This is a genomic window from Salmonella enterica subsp. enterica serovar Typhimurium str. LT2 (assembly GCF_000006945.2).
In the GTDB taxonomy this organism is placed as follows: domain Bacteria; phylum Pseudomonadota; class Gammaproteobacteria; order Enterobacterales; family Enterobacteriaceae; genus Salmonella; species Salmonella enterica.
This window is the reverse complement of record NC_003197.2, coordinates 2,978,121-3,003,646: the sequence shown is the minus strand read 5'-3', so window position 1 is coordinate 3,003,646 and position 25,526 is coordinate 2,978,121. Positions and strand designations below refer to the sequence as shown.

Here is a 25,526-nt window from a genome sequence, read left to right as displayed (position 1 = left end):
GTCGTAAGTTATTGCCGGATGGCTGACCGCAAACTCGCTGGTCACACACTCCGTAGGCCTGATAAGCAAAGCGCCATCAGGCGTTCATGCAGCGTTAATGCCGGATGTCGACGCAAATGCGTCTTATCCGGCTTACAGTATGCTGTCAACAGGCTGCTAGCATATACGAGGTAATGGTTCGGCGTGTGGCAAATCAAGGGTTCGCTTCACGCCATAGAGTCCGGCTAAGCGAACGCCTTTGCGTTCCACGACTTCGCCAATCAGCGCCGCATCACGTCCCAGCGGATGCGCGCGTAATGCCGCCAACGCCCGATCTGCGGCCTGCCGTTCAACGGCAATCACCAGTTTTCCTTCGTTGGCAAAGTTCAGGGCATCCAGCCCCAACAGCTCGCAGACGCCGCGCACGGCAGGTTTGAGCGGCAGTGCGGATTCGGACAATTCAATACCGTAACCGCAGGACGCCGCAAACTCATGGGCGACCGCATTCACGCCGCCGCGCGTGGCGTCACGCAATGCCTTCACTCCGTCAATATGACGCAGCGTCTGAATAAGCGGCGTTAATACTGCGCAGTCGCTCGCCAGCTCGCCATCCAGTCCCAGTTGCTCACGCAGGTTGAGGATAGTGGCGCCGTGATCGCCAAGCGTACCGCTGACTAACAGCACATCGCCAACGCTCAGCGTTTGCGCGCCCCAGCGAATATCGGCGGGAATCGCCCCCATGCCGGCAGTGTTGATAAATAATTTATCCGCCGCGCCGCGCTGCACAACTTTGGTGTCGCCGGTTACAATGGCGATATCCGCTTCCCGCGCGGTCGCCGCCATGCTATTGACCACGCTTTTTAACGTCTCCATCGGCAGCCCTTCTTCAAGGATAAAGCCGCAGGAGAGATAGCGGGGGATCGCGCCGCTCACCGCAACGTCGTTCGCCGTACCGCAAATCGCCAGTTTGCCGATATTGCCGCCGGGGAAAAAGAGCGGATCGATCACATAGCTATCGGTAGAAAACGCCAGACGGTCGCCCTCCGCCGTCAGCTGCGCCAGCTCCAGACGCGCCTGATCTTCTTGTTCCGCCAGCCACGGGTTGGCAAAGGCCTCCATAAACAGGCTATTAATCAACTGTTGCATAGCCTGGCCGCCGCTGCCGTGGGCGAGTTGTATATTGTTCAAACTTCACACTCCTGCTGACGATACTGATACCAGGCGGCGCATGCGCCTTCGGAAGAGACCATCAGCGCGCCGAACGCGGTCTCTGGATTACATGTTTTACCAAATAGCGGGCACTGATGCGGCTTGCATCTGCCGGTCAGCACTTCGCCGCAGCGGGCGCGCGGATCGTCATAGACCTGCTGCGGCGCTGGGCGGAAATGCGCTTCGGCGTCAAAGCGCTGATACTCCGGCGTCAGGTGGACGCCGGAGGATTCAATCACGCCCAGACCGCGCCACTCGCTATCGCCATTAACGCAGAACACATCGGCAATGGCCTGCTGCGCCAGCATGTTTCCGGCATCCGGCACCACGCGACGGTATTGATTTTCAACCTGGCTTAGGGCCGCTATTTTCTGCTCAACCAGCATGACCACGCCTTGCAGTAGATCAAGCGGTTCGAATCCAGCCACCACCAGCGGGCGATGAAAATCGGCGGCGATAAACTGGTACGCCTCGGTGCCGATGACCATGCTGACGTGGCCTGGCGCAAGAAAGGCGTCAATGCCGTTGTCCGGCTGCTCCAGTAGGCTACGCAGCGTCGGGATCAGCGTAATGTGCTGGCAAAAAAAGTAGAAGTTTCGCACGTCACGCTGTTTTGCCTGCTGCAGCGTGATGGCGGTGGTCGGCATGGTGGTTTCAAAGCCCAGCCCGAAAAATACCACTTTGCGGGTCGGGTTATCCTGCGCCAGCTTCAGCGCGTCCATCGGAGAATAAACAATACGCACATCCGCGCCGCGCGCTTTAGCCTGCAACAGAGAACCCTGTTTCCCCGGCACGCGCATGGCATCGCCAAAGGTGCAGAAAATCACCTCCGGATGGCTGGCGATTTCCACGCAACTGTCGATGCGTCCCATTGGCAGCACGCAGACCGGACAACCGGGGCCGTGAATAAACTCCACGTTTTCGGGCAGTAACTGATCGAGACCAAATTTAAAAATCGCGTGGGTATGACCCCCGCAGACTTCCATAATGCGCAGCGGTCGTTCGGCAGTGTAAGGAAGAAGGGCGGCGCGTTCACGCAGGTGTTCAATGAGCTGCATTACCTGTTCCGGCGCACGGTACTCGTCAACAAAACGCATTATCTCTCCTCACCATACAGCAGTGCGCCGACGTCCGGCTCAACATCAAACATATTTTGTAGCGCGTCGAGCGTGTCGCGCGCTTCCGCTTCGTTAATGACGCTCATGGCGAATCCGACATGGACCAGCACCCACTGACCCAGACGCGGCTGACCGTTTTCATCACAACTGCCGACTAATGTGAGATCGACGTCGCGCTGAATGCCGCAGACGTCAACTTTTGCCTGATTGCCGTCAATGGCGCGGATTTGACCCGGAACGCCTATGCACATCGCTGCGCCTCCAGCCAGGCCAGCCACTGATCCATGCCTTCGCCGCTGGTGGCGGAAATCAGGATAATTTCAATCTCCGGGTTCACTTCACGCGCGCTGGCGATGCACTTCTCAACGTCAAAATTGAGGTAGGGCAGCAGATCGACTTTATTGAGCAGCATGAGCGACGCAGCGGCAAACATATGGGGATATTTCAGCGGCTTATCTTCACCTTCGGTCACGGAAAGCACTGCGACTTTATGCTTTTCGCCCAGATCGAAGCTGGCCGGGCAGACAAGATTACCGACGTTTTCGATAAACAGAATACCATGGTCATCCAGCGGCAGGCGCGGCGCGGCGTCGGCGATCATTTGCGCGTCAAGATGGCAGCCTTTACCGGTGTTGACCTGAATGGCGGGCGTGCCGGTAGCGCGGATGCGGGCGGCGTCGTTCACTGTCTGCTGGTCGCCTTCAATCACCGCGCACGGTACACGGTCTTTCAATTTCATCAGCGTTTCAGTCAGCAAGGTGGTTTTACCGGACCCGGGGCTGGACACCAGGTTGAGCACCAGTTGCTGGCGGGCGGCGAAACGGGCGCGGTTGCGCTCAGCCAGACGATTATTTTTGTCCAGCACGTCGATTTCAACCTCAAGCATCCGCCGCTGACTCATACCAGGCGCGTGGGTTCCGGCTTCGCCGTGGCCGTAATGCAGATCGCCTTCTGCGGTCTGACTTGGGGCAAAGTCAGGCGTTTTAATGCCGGTAATATTCAGCGCCGGGCGAGCCGCTGGGGCAAAGGGCGCGCTACGAAACGCTGAGTGCGGATTATGTTCATCGCCTTCTATATAAAGGTTGCCTTCAGCGCAACCGCAAGTCGTACACATCGCTTACTCCTGATCTTTTTCTTGTTACAGGCTTTCTGCCGGATGGCGACGCGAGCGTCTATCCGGCATTAATCTTCAGTTTCATCAATCTCTATGCGCCGAATTTGTAAGCCGTCATCGGCCACAATTCGCAGCGTATCGCTATGACATTGCGGACAACGACGTACACGGTGGGTTAACAACGTGACATATTGTTGACAATGCTCACACCAGCATTCGGCTTCCTGTTCTTCGAGGTGCAGTTTACAACCTTCTGCTATCGTGCCGCGGCATACCAGATCAAAACAAAAGGAAAGAGCGCTGGTTTCCACGCAAGAAAATGCGCCAATTTTGATCCAGACGGCTGTCACACGTTTTGCACCGTATGCTGAAGCCTGTTGTTCAATCAATTCCAGTGCCCGTTGGCAGAGGGTGATTTCGTGCATATCGCCTCCCGTAGTGGTTGCCCCTGTAAAGCAATATTTATGCCAATATTTTTATCCCCTGGCAGGTTAATGTCGACGATGACGAAATGACATGTCGTCACCGCGTCGAAACGGCAGTAACTGTGCGCGTCTGCCATTAAAAACAATAAGTTAAAAATTGGCATGGAAAATGCTTAACGCAGGCATCTCTGTTAAACGGGTAACCTGACATGACTATTTGGGAAATAAGCGAAAAGGCCGATTACATCGCGCAACGGCATCGTCGCCTACAGGACCAGTGGCATATTTACTGCAACTCGCTGGTTCAGGGGATCACCCTCTCGAAAGCGCGCCTGCATCACGCAATGAGCTGCGCGCCGGAAAGGGATCTTTGCTTTGTCCTGTTTGAGCACTTTCGTATTTACGTCGCGTTGGCGGATGGTTTTAACAGCCACACCATTGAGTACTACGTTGAAACCAAAGATGGCGAAGATAAACAATTGATTGCACAGGCGCAGCTCGATATCGACGGCAAGGTTGATGAACGGGTTAACAACCGCGATCGCGAGCAGGTGCTGGAGCACTATCTGGAAAAAATCGCCAGCGTTTACGACAGCCTCTATACCGCTGTAGAAACCAACTCGCCGGTTAATTTGCGTCAATTGGTAAAGGGACACAGCCCGGCGGTATAAGCCTGAGGCGTTGCCCGCTTTGATTCGCGATGTGGCGTTGCGCCATGTCATGAATGTTTTGGGGATGGGCGTGTCGATAAGTGTCGAAAATGACATTTCAACGGCATGTTTTCGTCAAAAATGACAATCACCTGAGGAATGCCTGGTGAATCGTTTTGTAATTGCTGACTCCACTCTCTGTATCGGCTGCCACACCTGTGAGGCCGCCTGTTCAGAGACGCATCGCCAGCATGGCCTGCAGTCAATGCCGCGCCTGAAAGTGATGCTGAATGAAAAAGAATCTGCGCCGCAGCTTTGTCACCACTGTGAAGATGCGCCATGCGCCACGGTATGCCCGGTTAACGCGATTAATCGCGTTGACGGCGCTGTCCAGCTTAATGAAAGCCTGTGCGTGAGCTGCAAACTGTGTGGTATTGCCTGTCCGTTTGGCGCTATTGAGTTTTCCGGCAGCCGTCCGCTGCATATTCCGGCGAACGCCAATACGCCGAAAGCGCCGCCCGCGCCGCCAGCGCCTGCGCGCGTCAGTACGTTGCTCGACTGGGTGCCGGGCGTACGCGCTATCGCGGTGAAATGCGACCTGTGCAGCTTTGACGAGCAAGGCCCGGCCTGTGTGCGGATGTGCCCGACTAAAGCGCTACACCTGGTGGAGAACACGGATATCGCCCGCGCCAGCAAACGTAAACGTGAGCTGACGTTTAATACCGATTTTGGCGATCTCACCTTGTTTCAGCAGGCTCAGAGTGGGGATGCATAATGAGTTCACTTTCACTGATTACTAGCGGCGTCGCGTGGTTTGCCGCCGCCGCCGTTCTGGCGTTTCTGTTTTCGTTTCATAAAGCGCTGAGCGGCTGGATTGCCGGTATCGGCGGCGCGGTCGGCAGCCTGTGTACGGCAGGCGCGGGGTTCACCGCGCTGACCAGCGCCGTTACGGTTAGCGGCGTGATGCCGTTTACCGGCCACATGCTGCAAATTACGCCGCTGAATGCTATCTGGCTGATTACGCTGGGGCTGTGCGGTCTGTTCGTCAGCCTGTTCAATATCGACTGGCATCGCCATCCACAGGTAAAAGCCAACGGGCTGTTAATCAACCTGCTGATGGCGGCAGCCGTCTGCGCCGTGGTCGCCAGTAATCTGGGGACGATGGTGGTGATGGCGGAAATCATGGCGCTCTGCGCCGTGTTCCTCACCGGCGGTAGCAAAGAGGGCAAACTGTGGTTTGCGCTGGGCCGTCTCGGTACGCTGCTGCTGGCAATCGCCTGTTGGCTGGTGTGGCAGCGCTACGGCACGCTGGATCTGGGGCTGCTGGATCAACGCGCTCAGCAACTGCCGCTGGGCTCCGATATCTGGCTGCTCGGCGTTATCGGTTTTGGTCTGCTGGCCGGGATTATCCCGCTACACGGTTGGGTGCCGCAGGCGCACGCCAACGCCAGCGCTCCCGCCGCCGCGCTGTTCTCGACCGTGGTGATGAAAATCGGGTTGCTGGGTATCCTCACGCTATCTCTGCTTGGCGGCAATGCGCCGCTGTGGTGGGGCGTGGCGCTGTTGGTGCTAGGGATGATCACCGCCTTTGTCGGCGGTCTGTACGCGCTGATGGAGCATAACATTCAGCGCCTGTTGGCCTATCACACGCTGGAAAATATCGGCATCATTTTGCTCGGTCTGGGCGCAGGCGTTACCGGGATTGCTCTCAATCAGCCGGTACTGATCGCGCTGGGTCTGACCGGCGGGCTCTATCACCTGCTGAACCATAGCCTGTTCAAAAGCGTGCTGTTTCTGGGCGCGGGCAGCATCTGGTTCCGTACCGGTCATCGCGATATCGAAAAACTGGGCGGTATTGGTAAACGGATGCCGGTTATTTCTATCGCCATGCTGGTCGGTCTGATGGCGATGGCGGCGCTGCCGCCGCTGAACGGCTTTGCCGGCGAGTGGGTGATTTATCAGTCCTTCTTCAAACTGGGCAACAGCGGTGCGTTTGTTGGTCGTCTGTTAGGACCGCTGCTGGCGGTTGGCCTGGCGATTACCGGCGCGCTGGCGGTGATGTGTATGGCGAAAGTGTATGGCGTGACGTTCCTTGGCGCGCCGCGCACGAAGGAAGCTGAAAATGCCAGCTGCGCGCCGATCCTGATGGGCGTCAGCGTGGTGGCATTGGCGATTTGCTGTGTACTGGGCGGGGTTGCCGCGCCGTGGCTGTTGCCGATGATTTCCACTGCGGTACCGTTGCCGCTGGAAACCGCGCACACCACCGTATCGCAGCCGATGATCACGCTGCTGTTGGTCGCCTGTCCGCTACTGCCGTTCATCATTATGGCGATGTTCAAAGGCAACCGTCTGCCGTCGCGTTCTCGCGGCGCGGCCTGGGTGTGCGGCTACGACCATGAGCAGTCGATGGTGATTACCGCGCACGGTTTTGCCATGCCGGTGAAAGAGGCCTTTGCCCCGGTACTCAAACTGCGTAAGTGGCTCAACCCGGTATCGTTGATTCCGGGCTGGCAGAACGCGGCGGCCGCGGTGCTGTTCCGTCGTCTGGCGCTGATTGAGCTGGCGGTGCTGGTGGTGATTGTGGTTTCACGAGGAGCCTGAAAATGAGTGTGTTTTATCCGTTAATTCAGGCGCTGGTGCTATTTGCCGTTGCGCCATTGCTGTCCGGTATTACTCGCGTGGTGCGCGCCCGTCTACACAATCGCCGAGGGCCGGGCGTGTTGCAGGAGTACCGCGACATTATCAAACTGCTCGGTCGTCAGAGTATTGCGCCCGCTGATTCTGGCTGGGTTTTTCGCCTGACGCCGTTTGTGATGGTCGGCGTGATGCTGACTATCGCCACCGCGCTGCCGGTCGTCACCGTTGGATCTCCGTTGCCGCAACTGGGTGATTTAATCACCCTGATTTACCTGTTCGCCATCGCGCGCTTCTTCTTCTCTATTGCAGGCCTGGATACCGGCAGCCCGTTCACCGCGATCGGCGCCAGCCGTGAAGCGATGCTCGGCGTGCTGGTGGAGCCGATTCTGCTGCTGGGTCTGTGGGTCGCCGCGCAGGTGGCGGGTTCAACTCATATCAGCAATATCGCCGATACCATTTATCACTGGCCTGTCGCGCGCAGTATTCCGCTGATTCTGGCGCTGTGCGCCTGCGCCTTCGCCACCTTTATCGAAATGGGCAAGCTGCCGTTCGACCTGGCGGAAGCGGAGCAGGAGTTGCAGGAAGGGCCGTTGACCGAATACAGCGGTAGCGGCTTTGCGGTGTTGAAATGGGGCATCAGCCTTAAACAACTGGTGGTGTTGCAAATGTTCGTCGGCGTGTTTCTGCCGTGGGGACAGATGGAAACCTTCAGCGCAGGCGGACTGCTGCTGGCGCTGGTGATTGCCGTCGTCAAGCTGATTGTTGGCGTACTGGTGATCGCCCTGTTTGAAAACAGCATGGCGCGACTGCGTTTTTGCGCCACTTCACGCGTGACCTGGGCCGGTTTTGGGTTTGCGTTTTTAGCCTTCGTCTCCTTGCTGGCGGCGTGATTTAAGAGAGTTTGAGCATGTCTGAAGAAAAATTAGGTCAACAATACCTTGCGGCGCTGCACCAGGCGTTTCCGGGCGTCGTGCTGGACGAAGCCTGGCAGACCAAAGATCAGCTGACTATTACGGTGAAAGTAAACTATCTGCCGGAAGTGGTGGAGTTTCTTTACTACCAGCAGGGTGGGTGGCTGTCGGTGCTGTTCGGTAATGACGAACGCCAGTTGTGCGGCCACTATGCCGTTTATTACGTGCTGTCGATGGAGCAGGGCACGAAGTGCTGGATTACCGTTCGCGTTGAAGTGGATGCCAATAAGCTGGAATTCCCATCCGTTACGCCGCGCGTGCCGGCTGCCGTGTGGGGTGAGCGCGAAGTACGCGACATGTACGGTTTAATCCCGGTCGGTCTGCCGGACGAGCGCCGTCTGGTGCTGCCGGACGACTGGCCGGATGAACTCTATCCGCTGCGTAAAGACAGTATGGATTATCGTCAGCGCCCGGCGCCGACCACCGATGCGGAAACCTACGAGTTCATTAACGAGCTGGGTGACAAGAAAAATAACGTGGTGCCGATTGGCCCGCTGCATGTCACCTCCGATGAACCGGGCCACTTCCGTCTGTTCGTCGATGGCGAAAACATTATCGACGCCGACTACCGCCTGTTCTACGTCCACCGTGGTATGGAAAAACTGGCGGAAACCCGCATGGGTTATAACGAAGTCACCTTCCTGTCGGATCGCGTGTGTGGTATCTGCGGCTTCGCGCACAGCACTGCCTACACCACTTCCGTGGAAAACGCGATGGGCATTCAGGTGCCGGAGCGTGCGCAGATGATCCGCGCCATTCTGCTGGAAGTGGAGCGTCTGCACTCGCACCTGCTGAACCTAGGCCTCGCCTGCCACTTTACCGGTTTTGACTCCGGCTTTATGCAGTTCTTCCGCGTGCGTGAAACCTCCATGAAAATGGCAGAGATCCTTACCGGCGCGCGCAAAACTTACGGACTGAACCTGATCGGCGGGATTCGCCGCGATCTGCTCAAAGAGGACATGATCCAGACCCGTCAACTGGCGCAGCAGATGCGTCGTGACGTGCAGGAGCTGGTGGACATGCTGCTGAGCACGCCGAATATGGAACAGCGTACCGTGGGTATCGGCCGTCTGGACCCGGAAATTGCCCGTGACTTCAGTAATGTCGGCCCGATGGTGCGCGCCAGCGGTCACGCCCGCGACACCCGCGCCGACCACCCGTTTGTGGGCTATGGCCTGCTGCCGATGGAAGTGCACAGCGAGCAGGGCTGCGATGTGATTTCTCGTCTGAAAGTCCGTATCAACGAAGTTTACACCTCGCTGAATATGATCGATTTCGGTCTGGATAATCTGCCGGGCGGCCCGCTGATGGTGGAAGGCTTTACCTATATTCCGCACCGTTTTGCGCTCGGCTTCGCTGAAGCGCCGCGTGGTGACGATATCCACTGGAGCATGACCGGCGACAACCAGAAGCTGTACCGCTGGCGCTGCCGTGCGGCGACCTACGCCAACTGGCCGACGCTGCGCTATATGCTGCGCGGCAACACCGTCTCCGACGCGCCGCTGATTATCGGCAGCCTCGACCCGTGCTACTCCTGTACCGACCGGATGACCGTGGTCGATGTGCGTAAGAAGAAGAGCAAAGTCGTGCCGTACAAAGAACTTGAGCGCTACAGCATTGAGCGTAAAAACTCGCCGCTGAAATAAGGAATCGCCATGTTTACCTTTATCAAAAAAGTTATCAAAACCGGCACGGCGACCTCGTCTTATCCGCTGGAGCCGATTGCGGTTGATAAAAACTTCCGCGGCAAGCCGGAACATAATCCGCAGCAGTGCATCGGCTGCGCCGCCTGCGTTAATGCCTGCCCGTCGAACGCGCTGACGGTGGAAACCGATCTCGCGACCAATGAGCTGGCGTGGCAGTTCAATCTTGGCCGTTGTATCTTCTGCGGTCGCTGCGAAGAGGTGTGCCCGACGGCGGCGATTAAACTGTCGCAAGAGTACGAACTGGCGGTGTGGAAGAAAGAAGATTTCCTGCAACAGTCCCGCTTTGCGCTGTGCAACTGCCGCGTGTGCAATCGTCCTTTCGCGGTACAGAAAGAGATCGACTACGCCATTGCGCTGCTTGCGCACAACGGCGACAGCCGCGCGGAAAACCACCGCGAAAGCTTTGAGACCTGCCCGGACTGTAAGCGTCAGAAATGCCTGGTGCCGTCCGACCGTATTGAACTGACTCGCCATATGAAAGAGGTCAGCTAATGAGCAATTTATTAGGCCCGCGTGACGCCAACGGCATTCCGGTACCGATGACGGTGGATGAATCCATCGCCAGCATGAAGGCGTCTTTACTGAAAAATATTAAGCGTTCGGCATACGTTTACCGCGTGGACTGCGGCGGCTGTAACGGCTGTGAAATCGAAATCTTTGCGACGCTTTCGCCGCTGTTTGATGCCGAGCGTTTCGGCATCAAAGTAGTACCGTCGCCGCGTCATGCCGATATTCTGCTGTTTACCGGCGCGGTGACCCGCGCCATGCGCTCTCCGGCGCTGCGCGCCTGGCAGTCGGCGCCGGACCCGAAAATTTGTATCTCTTACGGCGCCTGCGGCAACAGCGGCGGCATCTTCCATGATCTCTACTGCGTCTGGGGCGGTACCGACAAAATCGTCCCGGTGGATGTGTACATTCCGGGGTGCCCGCCAACGCCTGCCGCCACGCTGTACGGATTTGCAATGGCGCTTGGCCTGCTGGAGCAGAAAATCCACGCCCGCGCGCCGGGTGAGCTGGACGATCAGCCCGCAGAGATCCTGCATCCGGATATGGTGCAGCCGCTGCGCGTGAAGGTGGATCGCGCGGCGCGCCGGCTGGCGGGTTATCGCTATGGTCGTCAGATCGCCGATGATTACCTGACACAGTTGGGGCAGGGCGAGCAGCAAGTGGCGCGTTGGCTGGAAGCGGAAAACGATCCGCGTTTAACCGAAATTGTCACCCATCTCAATCATGTTGTTGAAGAGGCGCGTATCCGATGAGCGAACAGGTGGTGTTCAGTCAACTGAGCCGTAAGTTTATTGATGAGAACGATGCGACGCCTGCCGAGGCGCAGCAGGTTGTCTATTACAGCCTGGCGATTGGTCACCACCTGGGGGTTATCGATTGTCTGGAGGCCGCACTCACCTGCCCATGGGATGAGTATCTGGCGTGGATCGCCACCCTGGAAGCCGGTAGCGATGCCCGGCGTAAAATGGAAGGCGTGCCGAAGTATGGCGAGATCGTCATCGATTTCAACCATGTTCAAATGCTGGCGCGCGCGTTTGATGAGGCGCGCGCCGCGCAGACCCCGCAGCAGCAAGAATGGAGCAAACTGATGCTCAGTATGCTGTATGACATTCATCAGGAAAGCGCCATCTATCTGATGGTGAGGAGGCTTCGTGACTGACGTTTTACTCTGTGTCGGCAACAGCATGATGGGCGACGACGGCGCAGGCCCGTTACTGGCGGAAATGTGCGCGGCGCAGCCGAAGGGCAACTGGGTTGTCATCGATGGCGGCAGCGCGCCGGAAAACGACATTGTGGCGATTCGCGAACTGCGCCCGCAGCGTCTGTTGATTGTCGACGCCACCGATATGGGACTTAATCCGGGCGAGATCCGCATCATCGATCCGGATGATATCGCCGAAATGTTTATGATGACCACCCACAATATGCCGCTCAACTACCTTATCGATCAGCTGAAAGAGGATGTCGGGGAGGTGATTTTTGTTGGTATCCAGCCGGATATCGTCGGGTTTTATTATCCGATGACTCAACCGATTAAGGACGCGGTAAACATCGTCTATCAGCGCCTGGAAGGCTGGCAGGGAAACGGCGGATTTGCCGCGCTGGAAGCGCCGGAGGCGTAAAATGCGCACATATTTAGGGAGAATTTGTGTTACACGGCAAAGGTTGTAAGAAGGACGTGAAGATTATCGTATGGAGCGGACTGCTATTTCTCTGCCTCGCCGCACGCGCACTGGCCACCGGTGTTGTCGGTTACCTGCCGATGAGCGACGGTGAATATGCGCAAAAGCGTGCGCTGAAGCCGCTGTTGACCCTGCCTTATTCTGTATCGCCCGACCAGACCTGGCACTTTCGCCAGGTCGGAGTCAGTGGCGTGACGCTACTGCCGGAGCCGAAAAAAGATAACGAATGGCGGATTAGCGGAAAAGACAGAGCCGGTAATTCGTGGGTTGTCCCGGTTGGAAGGCTGATTAATTTGGCGGGTAATGCGCAATTTTATCGCGCTGACCTCGATCGTAACGGCATTCAGGATCTGGTTATCTGGTTGGGCAATCCTGGGTTGGGCCTGGCGCCGAGCGCGCAATACATCATTTTCACCTTTCTCAAGAATGGCCGCCCCTGCGTCTTTGAACCGTGGGGGTTTTATACCGCGACCGATACTGGCGTTGATGATTTGCTTGATTTACAGGGCAATGGGCGCACGCAACTGTTGGATATGCAATTTGACTCAGGCTACTGGATAACCAATTTATATCAGGTGAAGGACGCCCGCTGGCAGCGCGTACACGGCTGGTTTGGCCGGTTGAGTTATCCGGCGCTGACCCGTTTTAATCACTATCCTGGTCGTAAATTAATTATCAAACCTATTGCCGGAAGGAATCCGCAAACGGACGATCTTTCCCTTACGCAGCGCTGTTTAATACGCGGTAACGTATTGCCAGGCGTTAATCAGGATTGATGCCAGTTGCGGTGCAGAGTTGGCTGGCTATCACTGCAAATCTTGACCACCACTGGCGACATTACGTGTCATCGACACTTGTGACGATGACACGTAAATGCTCACGAAAATAGAAATAATATTCTTAAATAACAATGAAATAAAAATTGGCACGATTCGTGTATATATCGGCACATCATCTGTTATTGCTGGAGAATTTGATGAACCGTTTCATCATTGCAGACGCGAGTAAGTGCATTGGTTGCCGTACCTGTGAAGTGGCTTGCGTCGTATCCCATCAGGAAAATCAGGATTGCGCATCGCTGACCCCTGAAACCTTTTTACCTCGTATCCATGTCATCAAAGGCGTGAACGTTTCCACGGCAACGCTGTGTCGCCAGTGTGAAGACGCGCCGTGCGCCAACGTTTGCCCGAATGGCGCCATCAGCCGTGACAAAGGCTTTGTTCATGTGATGCAGGAACGCTGCATTGGCTGTAAAACTTGCGTAGTGGCATGTCCTTACGGCGCCATGGAAGTGGTGGTACGTCCGGTGGTTCGCAATAGCGGCGCGGGGCTGAACGTGCGTGCCGAAAAAGCCGAAGCCAACAAGTGCGATCTGTGTCACCACCGTGAAGCCGGTCCGGCCTGTATGGCCGCTTGCCCAACGCACGCCCTAATCTGCGTGGACCGCAATAAGCTTGAACAGCTGAGCGCGGAAAAACGCCGTCGCGCGGCGCTGGATTCAACGGCATCGCTGCTTTTCTGATTTCTGCGATTGCGCGTAGAATACGCCACAAAGCATTGCCGGATGGCGGCATCAATGCCTTATCCGGTCTACGGTCCGTGCGGTTGTAGGCCTGATAAGCGTCGCGCCATCAGGCATCCGGGTTCGATGATGGCGGGAAAATAAGATGGCGATAGACACACCTTCCGGCGTACAGCTACGCATTCGGGGCAAAGTACAGGGCGTCGGTTTTCGTCCTTTTGTCTGGCAGCTGGCGCAGCAGTTGCGATTACACGGCGACGTGTGTAATGACGGCGACGGCGTCGTCGTTCGGCTGCTGGAAGAGCCGTCGCAATTTATTGCCGCGCTCTATCAGGATTGCCCGCCGCTGGCGCGCATTGACAGCGTTGAACACGCGTCGTTGGTATGGGAGCGCGCGCCGACGGATTTCACCATTCGTCAGAGCGCAGGCGGTTCGATGAACACGCAAATCGTGCCGGATGCGGCGACCTGCCCGGCATGTCTTGCCGAGATGAATACCCCAGGCGAGCGGCGCTACCGTTATCCTTTCATCAATTGCACCCACTGCGGACCACGCTTCACCATTATTCGCGCTATGCCCTATGACCGGCCATTTACGGTGATGGCGGCGTTTCCCTTGTGTCCGGAATGCGACAGCGAATACCGCGATCCGTACGATCGCCGTTTTCATGCCCAGCCCGTTGCCTGTCCGTCATGCGGGCCGCATCTTGAGTGGCGGAGCCAACATGAACGAGCGGAAAAAGAGGCGGCTTTGCAGGCGGCGGTCGCCCAACTGAACGCCGGAGGCATTATTGCCGTTAAAGGGCTGGGTGGTTTTCATCTGGCCTGCGATGCGCGCAACGCTAACGCAGTGGCGATGCTGCGGGCGCGTAAACATCGTCCGGCGAAACCATTGGCGGTGATGTTGCCCACGGCGCAAACGCTGCCGAGCGCGGCGCGTTCGCTGCTGACCACGCCAGCGGCCCCGATTGTACTGGTGGATAAGCAGTATGTACCTTCGCTGAGTGAGGGCATCGCGCCAGGACTTACGGAGGTGGGTGTGATGCTGCCAGCCAACCCATTGCAACACCTCTTGTTGCAGGAGCTCAATTACCCGCTGGTGATGACATCCGGCAACCTGAGCGGCAAACCGCCCGCCATCACCAACGAACAGGCGCTGGACGATTTACACGATATTGCCGATGGTTTTCTGTTGCACAATCGCGACATTGTACAGCGCATGGACGACTCTGTCGTACGCGACAGCGGCGAAATGCTGCGTCGTTCGCGGGGATACGTGCCGGACGCGATTGCGTTGCCGCCCGGATTTCGCGATGTGCCGCCGATACTTTGTCTGGGCGCGGATCTGAAAAACACGTTCTGTCTGGTACGCGGCGCACAGGCGGTTGTCAGCCAACATTTAGGCGATCTCAGCGATGACGGTATCCAGGCGCAGTGGCGCGAGGCATTGCGTCTGATCCAGTCAATCTACGATTTTACGCCAGAGCGTATCGTCTGTGATGCGCATCCGGGCTATGTTTCCAGTCAGTGGGCCAGTGAGATGCGTCTGCCGACAGAGACGGTGTTACACCATCATGCCCATGCGGCGGCTTGCCTGGCCGAGCATGGTTGGCCGCTGGACGGCGGAGAGGTGATTGCCCTGACGGTAGACGGTATCGGCATGGGTGAGAATGGCGCGCTATGGGGCGGAGAATGTTTGCGGGTCAATTATCGCGAATGCGAACATTTAGGTGGTTTACCCGCCGTGGCGCTGCCGGGAGGCGATCTGGCTGCCAAACATCCGTGGCGTAATCTGTTGGCGCAGTGCCTGCGCTTTGTGCCGGACTGGCAGGATTACCCGGAGACAGCGGGGCTGCAACAGCAAAACTGGAATGTCCTGGCGCGCGCCATTGAGCGCGGCGTCAATGCCCCGTTGGCCTCTTCCTGCGGGCGGTTGTTTGACGCGGTGGCTGCCGCGCTTCGCTGCGCGCCAGCATCGCTTAGCTATGAGGGCGAGGCCGCCTGCGCGCTGGAGGCGCTGGCCTCTCAATGCGCTAACGTTGAGCATCCGGTAACGATGCCGCTTAACGGCGCTCAACTGGACGTCGCCGTTTTCTGGCGGCAATGGTTGAACTGGCAGGCCACGCCTGCGCAACGCGCCTGGGCTTTTCATGATGCGCTGGCGTGCGGGTTTGCCACGCTAATGCGCCAGCAGGCTACGGCGCGGGGGATAACCACTCTGGTCTTCAGCGGCGGGGTGATACACAACCGCTTACTTCGCGCGCGTCTTGCCTTTTATCTTTCTGATTTTAAATTGTTATTTCCGCAGCGGTTACCAGCGGGCGACGGCGGGCTGTCGTTTGGACAGGGCGTGATTGCCGCAGCGCGAGCGTTAAGTGAAGTGTAGGGCGACGGATGGCGGCTGCGCCTTATCCGGCCTGTAAACAGATGCTCACTCGTAGGCCGGATAAGACGCGAAGCGGCGCCATCCGGCATCACAGGCTTATACCGACAACGTTTTTAGCAGTGCAAAGGCCTCTTTCATGCGGTCTTCACTCACCACAAAGGCGCGTAGTTGGCCTTCTCCGCTCATGCCTTTGGCAATCATACCGTCAGATTCTGCGGTAATATGCCAGCTCAAATCGCGGCGCTGAGTTTCTCCCGCCAGATGCAGCGGCAGTTCCGGCGTTTTGACTTTGACCAGCATCGCCGGTAGCTTCAGCGGCGCGTTGCCGCCGAGCAGATTTTTCGCCAGGTACATCGCGCTTAACTGGATCGGTTGCAGGAAGGGCAGCACCTGACCGTTGATCTCCGCGCAATCGCCGATCGCATAAATATCCGGGTGACTGGTCTGTAGATAGCTATCCACGCAGACGCCGCGGTTGACGGCTACTCCGGCGCGGCGCGCCAGAGCGGTTTCCGGGCGTAAGCCGGTGGCGGCAATCACCGCATCGACCTCAATACTATGCTGGCTTACCAGCGTAGCGCGGATACCGGCTTCGGTTTTCTCCAGTTTTTGCAACTGCGATTTCAGCAGCAGATGCACCCCCATATCGGTCAGGTGATGCTGTAAGCGACTGCTCACTTCCGGTGGCATCAGTGAGGCGAGAAGGCTGGCGGCGTTATCCATCAGCGTTACCGTTTTCCCGGCGCGGCAGAAATCCATCGCTAATTCACTGCCAATGAGACCGCCGCCGACAATCAGCACTCGCTGCGCGTCGCGCAGTTGTGTCTCACAGGCGCGGTACTCCTGCTGGCTATTCAAAGTAAGCATTAACTCACGTCCTGCAATCGGCGGCACAAAGGCTGTCGCTCCGGTCGCCAGTACCAGCTTGTCGTACTGCCACTGCTTATCCTGACTTTTCACCACATGGGCATCGGCATCAATGTCAGCAACCCAGGTATGCGGGAACCGTCGCAGATTAAACTGTTCAGCAAATTCCCCCGCTAACTGGCGGGTGAGATCATCGGCGCGCTGCGACTGGCTGATAACGTGGCTGAGATCGGGCTTGTTGTACTCATCCATGCTGTCCGCCGCAATCAGGGTTAACGGCACATGCGCATCTTGTTTACGAATATTTTTGACGAGCTGACGGGCGGCGAAGCCCGACCCAATAATGATGATCCCCCGACTCATTTTGCCTCCGTCGCCAGTACGTCGAACACGTCTTTACCTAATGAACATTCCGGGCACAGGAAGTTATCCGGCACGTCGTTCCACGGCGTACCCGGCGCGACATCCTGCAACGGCTCGCCCAGCGCAGGGTCGTAAATCCACTGGCATACGCTGCATTGCATTTTGGGGCCGAGGTCTGCGGCGGTGCAGGTTATGGTTTCTTCGACTGGCGCGATTTGCTGTGTGGTTTCCGGCAGCGGAGCAAGCGCCCACTGACGCGCGATGTCGCGACCGTGCTGACGGCACAACTCCAGCGCATCCAGATCCGGACGCCATTTCGCTTTCAGACTCAGGGACATTTCAAAACCGGCATCCTGTAAGCGCGTGGACAGTCGATCCACCGCGCCGCCGCTCCAGCCATGAGAACCGAAGGCGCTGGCGCGTTTGTTGCGAAAGCGCAGGCCGGTCATCTCTTCCACCAGACCAGCGATTTTCGGCATCATCACGTTGTTCATGGTAGAAGTGCCGACCAGCACGCCTTTCGAACGGAAGACGTTGGTCAATATTTCATTTTTATCGCTGCGGGCGACGTTAAAGATTTTGACCGCCACGTTGGGGTCCACTTCGTTGATACCCTGCGCGATGGCATCCGCCATCATGCGAGTATTGTTCGACATGGTATCGTAGAAAATAGTGATACGATCTTCCTGATAATCTGTCGCCCATTTCAGATACAGTTCCACGATTTGCGTTGGGTTGTCGCGCCATACCACGCCGTGTGAGGTGGCAATCATATCCACCGGCAGGTTGAAGCCGAGGATTTCGGTAATTTTTGGCGTTACCAGACGGCTGAACGGCGTCAGGATATTGGCGTAGTAGCGCTGGCATTGTTCAAACAGTTCAGTTTGGTCCACTTCATCATTGAACAGGCGCTCGTCGCAGTAGTGCTGACCAAAGGCGTCGTTGCTGAATAACACCGCGTCGCCGGTCATATAGGTCATCATGCTGTCCGGCCAGTGCAGCATCGGCGTTTCCACGAAGATCAACTGCTTGCCGTTGCCGATATCCAGCGTATCGCCGGTTTTCACCACCTTAAAATTCCATTCCGGGTGATGGTGATGGCCGTTGATAGAGTCAATGGCGTTGGCGGTACAGTAGATAGGCGTGTCCGGGATCTGCGCCATCAGTTCGGTCAGCGCGCCTGCATGGTCTTCTTCGGCATGGTTAATGATGATGTAGTCGATATCCGCGAGGTCGATTTCACTGCGCAGGTTTTGCACAAACTCACGGCTAAACTTATGATCGACGGTATCGATCAGCACATTCTTTTCTTCACGAATGAGATAGCTGTTATAGCTGCTGCCGCGCAGCGTTTTGTATTCAGTGCCGTGAAAATCACGTACTTCCCAGTCGCGCTGGCCAACCCAATGAATATTATTTTTAACCAGAATAGACATAACCACCTCAATTCATTCAACGTTTACAAAAAGTTGTTTTGCTTATTGCAGCTAGTGTGCCAACTTTTCATCTTATTGATTTGTATTGAGTTATATTTGTTTTGTATTTTTGATGTAGTCAAAAAGACTATAAATGATGCTGTCAATATGACACTATAGGTTGTCAAAATGACAATGAGGTAACCATGAGTTTTTCCGTGGAGGTATTGGCGGGCATCGCCATTGAGTTACAACGCGGCATTGGGCATCAGGATCGTTTTCAGCGGCTGATTACTACGCTGCGTCAGGTGCTGGCGTGCGACGCCTCGGCGCTGCTGCGCTATGAATCACGACAATTTATTCCACTGGCGATTGATGGCCTGGCGCAGGACGTCCTCGGCAGACGTTTTACCCTGGAAGGGCATCCGCGCCTGGAAGCCATCGCCCGCGCGGGGGACGTGGTGCGTTTTCCGGCTGATAGCGATTTACCCGATCCGTATGACGGGTTAATTCCCGGACAGGAAAGCCTGAAAGTCCACGCCTGTGTTGGTCTGCCGCTGTTTGCCGGACAGAACCTCATCGGTGCGCTGACCCTTGATGCTATGACGCCGGAGCAGTTCGAGGTATTTAGCGATGAAGAACTACGGCTTGTCGCCGCGCTGGCCGCCGGGGCATTGAGTAATGCGCTGTTAATTGAACAACTGGAAAGCCAGAACATGCTGCCGGGGTCGTCAGGCGTGTTTGAACCGATAAAAGAGACGCACATGATCGGCCTGTCGCCGGCGATGACGCAGTTGAAAAAAGAGATCGAGATTGTGGCGGGCTCCGATCTTAACGTGCTGATCGGCGGTGAAACGGGGACCGGTAAAGAGCTGGTGGCGAAAGCTATTCACCAGGGCTCCCCCAGAGCGGTTAATCCGCTGGTCTATCTCAACTGCGCCGCGCTGCCGGAAAGCGTGGCGGAGAGCGAGTTGTTTGGTCATGTAAAAGGGGCTTTTACCGGGGCTATCAGTAATCGTAGCGGTAAGTTCGAAATGGCGGATAACGGTACGCTGTTTCTGGATGAGATTGGCGAACTGTCGCTGGCGCTACAGGCTAAGCTACTTCGCGTGTTGCAGTATGGCGATATTCAGCGCGTCGGCGACGATCGTAGCCTGCGCGTGGACGTGCGGGTGTTGGCGGCGACCAACCGTGACCTGCGTGAAGAGGTGCTGGCAGGGCGTTTTCGCGCCGATCTGTTCCATCGCCTGAGCGTTTTCCCGCTCTTTGTGCCGCCGCTGCGCGAGCGCGGCGATGATGTGGTGCTGCTGGCGGGCTATTTTTGCGAGCAGTGCCGACTGCGGCTGGGGCTGTCCCGCGTGGTACTGAGTCCCGGCGCACGTCGCCATTTGCTCAACTATGGCTGGCCGGGCAACGTCCGGGAGCTGGAACATGCCATTCACCGTGCGGTTGTACTGGCGAGAGCGACCCGGGCAGGGGATGAGGTGATACTGGAGGCACAGCATTTTGCCTTGTCAGAGGACGTTTTACCCGCGCCGCCTGCGGAAAGCTTTCTGGCGCTGCCGACTTGCCGCAATTTGCGCGAATCGACGGAGAACTTCCAGCGAGAGATGATTCGCCAGGCGCTGGCGCAAAATAATCATAACTGGGCGGCCAGCGCGCGGGCGCTGGAAACCGACGTCGCCAACCTGCATCGGCTGGCGAAGCGTCTGGGACTGAAGGATTAGATAATCCCCGCCTGGTAGAAATCCTGCAGGTTAATGGCGCCGGTGAGTTTGCCGTTTTCATCGACCACTGGCGCGGCGGTAATTTTGCGTTTCATCAGGAGCTCTTTGGCGTCAATGGCGCGGCTTTGCGCCTGGAGCGTAATACCGTTGGGCGTCATGGCTTCGCTTACCGGCGTGGTGAGCGCGCCGCCGCCCACCAGCCAGCGACGCAGGTCGCCGTCGGTAAAGACGCCTTTCACAACATGTTGCTCATCGCAAACCGCCACCAGCCCCAGCCCGGTACGGCTAAGTTCCAGCATGGCATCCATCACGCTGGTGGCAAGCATCACCTGCGGTATTGCATCGCCCTGGCGCATCAGGTGATGCACATTATTGAGCAAACGCGCGCCCAGTGCGCCAGCCGGATGCGAACGGGCGAAATCTTCTTCGTTAAAACCGCGCGCCTGCATGACCGCCATCGCCAGCGCATCGCCCATCATCAGCGTATTGACGGTACTGGATGTCGGCGCCAGATGCATCGGGCAGGCTTCACGCTCGACGGAAATATCCAGAACGGCTTTTGCCGCTCGCCCCAGCGGAGAGTGAAGTTTACCGGTCATCGCCAGCAGCGCGACGGATTTATCTTCCAGACGCGGGATGATGAGGTCGAGTTCTTTTGCGCCGCCGGAATAGGAGATAAATAACATCACGTCGCGGCTTTCAATCATCCCCAGATCGCCATGCAGTGCTTCCGCCGGATGAACAAAAAAAGCGGGAGTACCGGTACTGGCAAGCGTCGCGGCGATTTTTTTACCAATATGACCTGATTTACCAATACCGGAAACGATCACTTTGCCTTCACAGTGAATAATGATATTGGCGGCGCGGACAAAATCATCGCCCAGACGCTCCGGCAGACGGCTGGCTTCCTGTAGCTCCAGCATTAAGGTCTGACGGCCCGCGTTTAGTAGTGCATCACTCATTGCTTTCTCCGGTTATGATTACTTCAATCCCTTTTGCTTCCAGCGCCTGACGAAATGCCGGATCGATCCCCGCGTCCGTGATCAGTTTGTCGACGGTTTCCAGACTGCACACCACATTGGGGCTTTTACGACCAAATTTTGAGGAGTCCGCCATCAGAATCACCTCGCGTGCTGCATTGCACATTGCGTTACTGACGGTGTAAACCTCATTGAACGTGGTCACACCGACATTCAGGTCAATACCGTCAGTTCCCATGAAAAGTTTATCAAAGCTGAATTGCTCAAAGGCGTTTTCCGCCAGTTGACCGTGAAACGACGCCGATTTTTTACGGAAGGTGCCGCCGGGCATCAGGATAGTTTGTTCGTTGTCCAGTTCCGATAGCGCGTTAACAATATGGAGGCTGTTGGTCATCACCGTGATGTTGCTAAAACGCGAAAGCAACGGCACCATCTGTAACACGGTACTTCCGGCGTCCAGAATAATGGAATCGCCATCATGGATATATTTCACAGCGGCTGCGGCTATCAGCGCTTTTTTGTGGGTGTTGATAAGCGTTTTGTGATCAATAGGCGGATCGGACTCTTCTTTATTCAACACCACGCCGCCATAGGTGCGGATGACGGTTCCGGCATTTTCCAGAATGACCAGATCTTTACGGATAGTGGTGCCTGTCGTGTCAAAGTACTGGGCCAGTTCTTCAACCGAGCATTTTCCCTGTTTTTGCAGGTGCTCCAGAATCGCGGCCTGACGCTGACGAGGTTTCATAGGCGTGATTACCCTGACTTATGTATTTACCCGTCATACTTCACGCTGCATGTGCGTTGGCTTTCCTCGCTCACCCCGGTCACGTACTGATGTACGCTCCTGGGATTCGCTGCGTCGCCGCCTTCCTGCAACTCGAATTATTTAGGGTATTGGTTGCAAAATGATAATTTCGCAAGCTATACGCATTCACAACGAAATTACCCATGTTTCAGTTTAAGCGCCAATGATAGTGCATTCTGCGCGAGCGAATCATGGGGAAAGATCACATCAGGCTGTAATTCATGCAAATGTTTTCCTTGCATTGCGGCAATTTTAACCGGTCTGGCGAATACCGTAAGGCCTTTCATCAATAAAGTGTCCGTCACCCGCTGCTGTTCGTCCAGCGCCACGGCAACCACCACCCGGGGCTTAAAACGCCCGCCGGAGCGCCCGACGCCGACCCGCCCCTGTTGGCTAAGTTTATCGAAAGCCCGATTAAAGCGGGAAATCTGCCAGCCGCCCAGCGCCAGCTGCGCACACCAGGCGATAACGGCGACGGTAATCAGAGTGGAAACCATAATGTGCTCCTGTTGTTTTGCCTGATGGCGCGTAACCGTCTTATCCGGCCTACGGCGCCATCCGGCAATTCACGGTCAGAACATCACTTGACCGCCGGTTACGTTGATCGACTGCCCGGTGCAATAAGACGCTTTCGGGCTGGCATAAAATAACAGCATGTTCAGCACATCCTGATAATCACACCCGCGTTTGAGCGGTACTTTATCAATGTAATACTGTTCCACCTCATCGGGCTTAATGCCCAGTTTAGTGGCGTATTGCGGCAGCAGTGACTGGAACATCGGCGATTTCAACAGGTTGCCGAGCATCAACGAGTGTACGGTAATGCCGTATTCCGCCAGATCCAGCGCCAGAGACTGGGTTAACCCCACGCCGCCGAATTTCGCCGCGCTGTAGCCGGAGTTGTGTTTACTGCCCACTTTGCCGGATTTAGAGTTAATCTGAATAATGCGCCCCTGAATGCCGTCGCGGATCATCAGGCGGGAAAACTCACGGGCGCAGAGGAAATAGCCCACCAGATTCACCTGTAGCGAGCGGTCAAAATCGCCCAACTGGAAATCGCTGATAAACGCCGCTTTGGCGATACCCGCGCTGTAAACCAGCAGATCGACGCGCCCGAAAATCTCGTCTACGCCGCGGGAAAGCGCCAGCACGCTCTGCTCGCTGGTGGCGTCGGCGCCAAAACCGTACGCCATACCTTCGCCAAAATCGGCGTTAATTTCCTGGGCGACATTCGCGGCTTTATCGCTTTGAATATCAACGACCGCCACGCGGTATCCTTCTTCTGCAAGCCCACGGCAAAGGAATGCCCCCAGGGTCTGGCCTCCGCCAATGACAACGGCAACTTGATTCATGTTTTTTCTCCTTAAGCGACAAACGTCAAAATACAGCCCGGCGCGATATCGTCCGGTACAGGCCCCGCAACGTGTACGGTGCCGGGAAATTCCGCTTCACGCAGACCATCGAAGCGCAAAGTGATATGCCCCAGTTCACGCAGGTTTTGCTCGGCTACGCTGCCGACCGCCGTGACCGGATAGCAATGTTGACCCAATTCACACCGCGCGCCAGGCTGCAGCGCGCCGGTCAGTTCGCCATGACAATGGATGAAGCAAAATTCTTCGATATCCGCCGGCGCGCCTTCCCGAAACGTAATCAGCATCTGTTCGCCGAGCGCTTCCTTCGCGCTCTGGCCGATACGGGTGATGGTGGTTTGATAAATCACGCTCATGTCTGAACCTCTTATTGATAGATAAAGCCGGAAACAAACCAGGCGATAAGTACCGTGGGCGCGCCAGTCAGGAAGCGTCCGACCAGCACAGAAGGTACGCCGACGCGAACGGTGTCTTGTTTCGCTTCCGCCAGCGACAGGCCGACCGGGATAAAGTCGCAGGCCGCCTGCGCGTTAATCGCGAACAGGGCGGGAAGCGCCAGATGCGGGGGGATATTGCCCAGGCCTATCTGAACGCCGATCAGGACGCCAATGACCTGAGCGATAACCGCGCCAGGGCCGAGAAAGGGCGACAGCAGCGGGAACGAGCAGATCAATGCCAGCGTCACCAGCCCCAGTGGATGGCTGGCTAATGGCGCCAGGCCGTGGGCGATCCAGTCGCCAAGACCTGAGGCCATAATGATGCCGATCAGCGCCGAAACGAACGCCATAAACGGCAGGATTGTTTTCAGGACCGTATCAATGGTGTCGCGACCGGACTGGAACAGTACCGCCACGGCGGAGCCCATTCCCATACCGACTTTTGCCAGCAGCCCGTCGCTCTGCTCGGTGATTTTTTTGCTGGTGTCGTAGTCACGTCCTAATGTCGTTTTGGCAGGCTGGGGACTGGCAGGCGTTTCGCCGACAAGAGTAATGTTTTCTTCTTTTACGCCGGAGACATAAATATCCTCAACAATATACTGCGCCAGTGGGCCGGACTTACCCGTCGAGTGAATATTAATGGTTGGAATCCGGCGTTTCGGATAGATACCGCAGCGCAGCGTACCGCCGCAGTCGATAATGGCCGCGCCGATCTCCGCTTCCGGCGGTTCGCCTTCTTTAAAGCCGTCCACCGCTTGCCAGCCTGTTAGTTGCGCCAGTTTGTCGACGATCGCCGGGCGCGTACCGGCTGTGATATAGACGATCTTTTTGTCTGGCGTAACGTCCAGTTCAAGCGGGCCGCCCCAGCCGCCGGCGCCTTTCTCAATGCGAACCCGTGTCATGATACCGCTCCTGTCAGATGAACTTTCTGCTCAAGTTGAATCCCCATTTTTTTCTCAAAAATAGCGGTGGTGAGATCGGTGACCCAACCGCGGAAGAAGTTCGTCACCAGACCTACCAGCAGATAGCTCACCGCGAGCGGGCCGAGAGGAAGCCCTAACGTGGTGAGTCCGCTGGCGATCCCCAGATAAACAAACAGTTCGCCGGGATTGATATGCGGAAACAGACCGTTCATGGAGTGACAGCTATAGGAGGCCGCCGCGTAATAGCTCGGCTTGTACTTCTCCGGCATAAAGCGTCCCAAACTCAGGGTCATCGGATTACAAAAAACAAATGTCCCGATACACGGTAAAAGCAGGTAACGAGATAGCGGATTTCCGGCACAACGTTGGGCAAAACGCTCAATACGCTGCTGGCCGATAAAATTGATGAGCGCATTCATGATAACCAGCAGGCTTATCAGTAGCGGAAGAATACCTGTCACCATACCGGTAAACACCTCTCCGCCTTTCTGGAATAACCCGATGAACCACTCCGCACCATGTGTAATGGTTTCGATCATTGTTCTCTCCTGTAGGGTTTTTAGTTTTCTTGCTAATTTCCTGTTCATTGTAATCATGTTGAAAGATTTAAAAGTGTTATTGTGATCGCAAAATAAAAGAAAAATATTTTAAATTGAAAGATTGTGGGAGTGAGGGAGCGTATACAAACTGAAAAGAGGAGAAAGGTGATTTATTCTCTTGTGCCGCTTCC

General features: G+C 56.4%; 27 protein-coding genes and 30 other annotated features. Of the genes, 13 read left to right on the top strand and 14 right to left on the bottom strand.

Going from position 1 to position 25,526, the window contains the following annotated elements; translation table 11 throughout:
• Positions 1-156: 156 nt before the first annotated feature.
• From hypE to hypA, 5 genes are all read right to left on the bottom strand, one after another.
• Positions 157-1,131 (bottom strand): putative hydrogenase expression/formation protein gene (gene hypE / locus STM2858; protein NP_461779.3). Within the gene, positions 157-1,125 belong to an annotated coding region; the region does not span the whole gene.
• Positions 1,126-1,131: a ribosome-binding site (putative RBS for hypE; RegulonDB:STMS1H002923), on the bottom strand. It overlaps the preceding gene by 6 nt.
• Positions 1,132-1,163: 32 nt before the next feature.
• The gene (gene hypD, locus STM2857; RefSeq protein ID NP_461778.2) for a putative hydrogenase expression/formation protein occupies positions 1,164-2,296 on the bottom strand. Within the gene, positions 1,164-2,285 belong to an annotated coding region; the region does not span the whole gene.
• Positions 2,285-2,571, bottom strand: a protein-coding gene (hypC, locus tag STM2856) for a putative hydrogenase expression/formation protein (RefSeq protein NP_461777.1). Within the gene, positions 2,285-2,557 belong to an annotated coding region; the region does not span the whole gene. Before hypC ends, hypD begins: the two co-directional genes overlap by 12 nt.
• Positions 2,291-2,296 (bottom strand) — a ribosome-binding site (putative RBS for hypD; RegulonDB:STMS1H002922). (Overlaps the previous gene by 6 nt.)
• Positions 2,548-3,432, bottom strand: a protein-coding gene (hypB, locus tag STM2855; RefSeq protein NP_461776.1) for a hydrogenase-3 accessory protein. Within the gene, positions 2,548-3,420 belong to an annotated coding region; the region does not span the whole gene. Before hypB ends, hypC begins: the two co-directional genes overlap by 24 nt.
• Positions 2,566-2,571 (bottom strand) — a ribosome-binding site (putative RBS for hypC; RegulonDB:STMS1H002921). It overlaps the preceding gene by 6 nt.
• Positions 3,427-3,432 (bottom strand) — a ribosome-binding site (putative RBS for hypB; RegulonDB:STMS1H002920). It lies within the gene hypB.
• A 56-nt stretch (positions 3,433-3,488) precedes the next feature.
• The gene (gene hypA / locus STM2854; protein ID NP_461775.1) for a guanine-nucleotide binding protein in formate-hydrogenlyase system occupies positions 3,489-3,853 on the bottom strand. Within the gene, positions 3,489-3,845 belong to an annotated coding region; the region does not span the whole gene.
• Positions 3,687-3,711: a protein binding site (putative binding site for FNR, RegulonDB: STMS1H000175), on the bottom strand. It overlaps the preceding gene by 25 nt.
• Positions 3,848-3,853, bottom strand: a ribosome-binding site (putative RBS for hypA; RegulonDB:STMS1H002919). (Lies within the gene hypA.)
• A gap of 41 nt (positions 3,854-3,894) precedes the next feature.
• Positions 3,895-3,917 (bottom strand) — a protein binding site (putative binding site for FNR, RegulonDB: STMS1H000157).
• A gap of 123 nt (positions 3,918-4,040) precedes the next feature.
• Positions 4,041-4,046: a ribosome-binding site (putative RBS for hycA; RegulonDB:STMS1H002918), on the top strand.
• On the opposite strand from hypA, the gene hycA reads away from it, so the two are divergent.
• The 12 genes from hycA to hypF all read left to right on the top strand — a co-directional run bounded on the left by hycA (position 4,041) and on the right by hypF (position 15,906).
• The gene (gene hycA, locus STM2853) for a transcriptional repressor of hyc and hyp operons (protein ID NP_461774.1) occupies positions 4,041-4,516 on the top strand. Within the gene, positions 4,055-4,516 belong to an annotated coding region; the region does not span the whole gene. It overlaps the preceding feature by 6 nt.
• 133 nt (positions 4,517-4,649) lie before the next feature.
• Positions 4,650-4,655 (top strand) — a ribosome-binding site (putative RBS for hycB; RegulonDB:STMS1H002917).
• The gene (gene hycB, locus STM2852; protein NP_461773.1) for a hydrogenase-3, iron-sulfur subunit occupies positions 4,650-5,270 on the top strand. Within the gene, positions 4,662-5,270 belong to an annotated coding region; the region does not span the whole gene. Its footprint overlaps the feature before it by 6 nt.
• Positions 5,257-5,262, top strand: a ribosome-binding site (putative RBS for hycC; RegulonDB:STMS1H002916). (Overlaps the previous gene by 6 nt.)
• The gene (gene hycC, locus STM2851; RefSeq protein ID NP_461772.2) for a hydrogenase 3, membrane subunit occupies positions 5,257-7,096 on the top strand. Within the gene, positions 5,270-7,096 belong to an annotated coding region; the region does not span the whole gene. Before hycB ends, hycC begins: the two co-directional genes overlap by 14 nt.
• Positions 7,086-7,091: a ribosome-binding site (putative RBS for hycD; RegulonDB:STMS1H002915), on the top strand. (Overlaps the previous gene by 6 nt.)
• Positions 7,086-8,022, top strand: a protein-coding gene (hycD, locus tag STM2850) for a hydrogenase 3, membrane subunit (RefSeq protein NP_461771.1). Within the gene, positions 7,099-8,022 belong to an annotated coding region; the region does not span the whole gene. Before hycC ends, hycD begins: the two co-directional genes overlap by 11 nt.
• Before the next feature lie 17 nt (positions 8,023-8,039).
• Positions 8,040-9,749, top strand: a complete 1,710-nt coding sequence (gene hycE, locus STM2849) for a hydrogenase 3, large subunit (RefSeq protein NP_461770.1) — start codon at positions 8,040-8,042, stop codon at positions 9,747-9,749.
• Positions 9,748-9,753 (top strand) — a ribosome-binding site (putative RBS for hycF; RegulonDB:STMS1H002914). Its footprint overlaps the gene before it by 2 nt.
• Positions 9,748-10,301, top strand: a protein-coding gene (gene hycF, locus STM2848; RefSeq protein ID NP_461769.1) for a hydrogenase 3. Within the gene, positions 9,759-10,301 belong to an annotated coding region; the region does not span the whole gene. It overlaps the preceding feature by 6 nt. Before hycE ends, hycF begins: the two co-directional genes overlap by 2 nt.
• Positions 10,290-10,295, top strand: a ribosome-binding site (putative RBS for hycG; RegulonDB:STMS1H002913). It overlaps the preceding gene by 6 nt.
• The gene (gene hycG, locus STM2847; protein ID NP_461768.1) for a hydrogenase activity occupies positions 10,290-11,068 on the top strand. Within the gene, positions 10,301-11,068 belong to an annotated coding region; the region does not span the whole gene. The genes hycF and hycG overlap by 12 nt, the downstream gene beginning before the upstream one ends.
• Positions 11,051-11,056 (top strand) — a ribosome-binding site (putative RBS for hycH; RegulonDB:STMS1H002912). (Overlaps the previous gene by 6 nt.)
• Positions 11,051-11,475, top strand: a protein-coding gene (gene hycH / locus STM2846; RefSeq protein ID NP_461767.1) for a protein for processing of HycE. Within the gene, positions 11,065-11,475 belong to an annotated coding region; the region does not span the whole gene. The genes hycG and hycH overlap by 18 nt, the downstream gene beginning before the upstream one ends.
• Positions 11,457-11,462 (top strand) — a ribosome-binding site (putative RBS for hycI; RegulonDB:STMS1H002911). It overlaps the preceding gene by 6 nt.
• The gene (gene hycI, locus STM2845; RefSeq protein ID NP_461766.1) for a protease involved in processing C-terminal end of HycE occupies positions 11,457-11,938 on the top strand. Within the gene, positions 11,468-11,938 belong to an annotated coding region; the region does not span the whole gene. The genes hycH and hycI overlap by 19 nt, the downstream gene beginning before the upstream one ends.
• A 21-nt stretch (positions 11,939-11,959) precedes the next feature.
• Positions 11,960-11,965 (top strand) — a ribosome-binding site (putative RBS for STM2844; RegulonDB:STMS1H002910).
• Positions 11,960-12,774 (top strand): putative periplasmic or exported protein gene (locus STM2844; RefSeq protein ID NP_461765.1). Within the gene, positions 11,965-12,774 belong to an annotated coding region; the region does not span the whole gene. Its footprint overlaps the feature before it by 6 nt.
• Before the next feature lie 188 nt (positions 12,775-12,962).
• Positions 12,963-12,968, top strand: a ribosome-binding site (putative RBS for hydN; RegulonDB:STMS1H002909).
• Positions 12,963-13,520, top strand: a protein-coding gene (hydN, locus tag STM2843; protein ID NP_461764.1) for an electron transport protein (FeS center) from formate to hydrogen. Within the gene, positions 12,975-13,520 belong to an annotated coding region; the region does not span the whole gene. It overlaps the preceding feature by 6 nt.
• Before the next feature lie 129 nt (positions 13,521-13,649).
• Positions 13,650-13,655: a ribosome-binding site (putative RBS for hypF; RegulonDB:STMS1H002908), on the top strand.
• The gene (gene hypF, locus STM2842; RefSeq protein NP_461763.1) for a hydrogenase maturation protein occupies positions 13,650-15,906 on the top strand. Within the gene, positions 13,666-15,906 belong to an annotated coding region; the region does not span the whole gene. (Overlaps the previous feature by 6 nt.)
• A 96-nt stretch (positions 15,907-16,002) precedes the next feature.
• Here hypF and ygbD read toward each other — a convergent pair.
• Both ygbD and STM2840 read right to left on the bottom strand, forming a co-directional pair.
• Positions 16,003-17,147 (bottom strand): putative oxidoreductase gene (ygbD, locus tag STM2841; RefSeq protein NP_461762.1). Within the gene, positions 16,003-17,136 belong to an annotated coding region; the region does not span the whole gene.
• Positions 17,133-18,581 (bottom strand): putative flavoprotein gene (locus STM2840; protein ID NP_461761.1). Within the gene, positions 17,133-18,572 belong to an annotated coding region; the region does not span the whole gene. The genes ygbD and STM2840 overlap by 15 nt, the downstream gene beginning before the upstream one ends.
• Positions 17,142-17,147 (bottom strand) — a ribosome-binding site (putative RBS for ygbD; RegulonDB:STMS1H002907). (Overlaps the previous gene by 6 nt.)
• Positions 18,576-18,581, bottom strand: a ribosome-binding site (putative RBS for STM2840; RegulonDB:STMS1H002906). It lies within the gene STM2840.
• 167 nt (positions 18,582-18,748) lie before the next feature.
• Positions 18,749-18,754 (top strand) — a ribosome-binding site (putative RBS for ygaA; RegulonDB:STMS1H002905).
• On the opposite strand from STM2840, the gene ygaA reads away from it, so the two are divergent.
• Positions 18,749-20,278 (top strand): putative EBP family regulator gene (gene ygaA / locus STM2839; protein NP_461760.1). Within the gene, positions 18,758-20,278 belong to an annotated coding region; the region does not span the whole gene. Its footprint overlaps the feature before it by 6 nt.
• Here the strand turns inward: ygaA and gutQ are convergent.
• The 7 genes from gutQ to srlA form a co-directional block, all read right to left on the bottom strand.
• Positions 20,275-21,219 (bottom strand): putative polysialic acid capsule expression protein gene (gene gutQ / locus STM2838; RefSeq protein NP_461759.3). Within the gene, positions 20,275-21,201 belong to an annotated coding region; the region does not span the whole gene. The two genes, ygaA and gutQ, sit on opposite strands and share 4 nt — an antisense overlap.
• Positions 21,214-21,219, bottom strand: a ribosome-binding site (putative RBS for gutQ; RegulonDB:STMS1H002904). It overlaps the preceding gene by 6 nt.
• Before the next feature lie 13 nt (positions 21,220-21,232).
• Positions 21,233-22,022 (bottom strand): transcriptional repressor for glucitol operon gene (srlR, locus tag STM2837; protein ID NP_461758.1). Within the gene, positions 21,233-22,006 belong to an annotated coding region; the region does not span the whole gene.
• Positions 22,017-22,022 (bottom strand) — a ribosome-binding site (putative RBS for srlR; RegulonDB:STMS1H002903). It overlaps the preceding gene by 6 nt.
• 181 nt (positions 22,023-22,203) lie before the next feature.
• Positions 22,204-22,575 (bottom strand): putative glucitol (srl) operon regulatory protein gene (gutM, locus tag STM2836; RefSeq protein ID NP_461757.1). Within the gene, positions 22,204-22,563 belong to an annotated coding region; the region does not span the whole gene.
• Positions 22,570-22,575 (bottom strand) — a ribosome-binding site (putative RBS for gutM; RegulonDB:STMS1H002902). Its footprint overlaps the gene before it by 6 nt.
• A gap of 63 nt (positions 22,576-22,638) precedes the next feature.
• The gene (gene srlD / locus STM2835; RefSeq protein NP_461756.1) for a glucitol (sorbitol)-6-phosphate dehydrogenase occupies positions 22,639-23,431 on the bottom strand. Within the gene, positions 22,639-23,418 belong to an annotated coding region; the region does not span the whole gene.
• Positions 23,426-23,431, bottom strand: a ribosome-binding site (putative RBS for srlD; RegulonDB:STMS1H002901). Its footprint overlaps the gene before it by 6 nt.
• Positions 23,430-23,803, bottom strand: a protein-coding gene (gene slrB, locus STM2834; RefSeq protein ID NP_461755.1) for a PTS family glucitol/sorbitol-specific protein. Within the gene, positions 23,430-23,792 belong to an annotated coding region; the region does not span the whole gene. Before slrB ends, srlD begins: the two co-directional genes overlap by 2 nt.
• Positions 23,798-23,803, bottom strand: a ribosome-binding site (putative RBS for slrB; RegulonDB:STMS1H002900). It overlaps the preceding gene by 6 nt.
• Positions 23,804-24,788 (bottom strand): PTS family, glucitol/sorbitol-specific IIB component gene (srlE, locus tag STM2833; RefSeq protein NP_461754.1). Within the gene, positions 23,804-24,775 belong to an annotated coding region; the region does not span the whole gene.
• The gene (gene srlA / locus STM2832; RefSeq protein ID NP_461753.1) for a PTS family glucitol/sorbitol-specific enzyme IIC component occupies positions 24,772-25,456 on the bottom strand. Within the gene, positions 24,772-25,335 belong to an annotated coding region; the region does not span the whole gene. The genes srlE and srlA overlap by 17 nt, the downstream gene beginning before the upstream one ends.
• Positions 24,783-24,788: a ribosome-binding site (putative RBS for srlE; RegulonDB:STMS1H002899), on the bottom strand. (Overlaps the previous gene by 6 nt.)
• Positions 25,342-25,347 (bottom strand) — a ribosome-binding site (putative RBS for srlA; RegulonDB:STMS1H002898).
• Positions 25,424-25,432 (bottom strand) — a -10 signal (putative -10_signal for srlA; RegulonDB:STMLTH004564).
• Positions 25,448-25,456, bottom strand: a -35 signal (putative -35_signal for srlA; RegulonDB:STMLTH004564).
• Positions 25,457-25,526 lie beyond the last annotated feature (70 nt).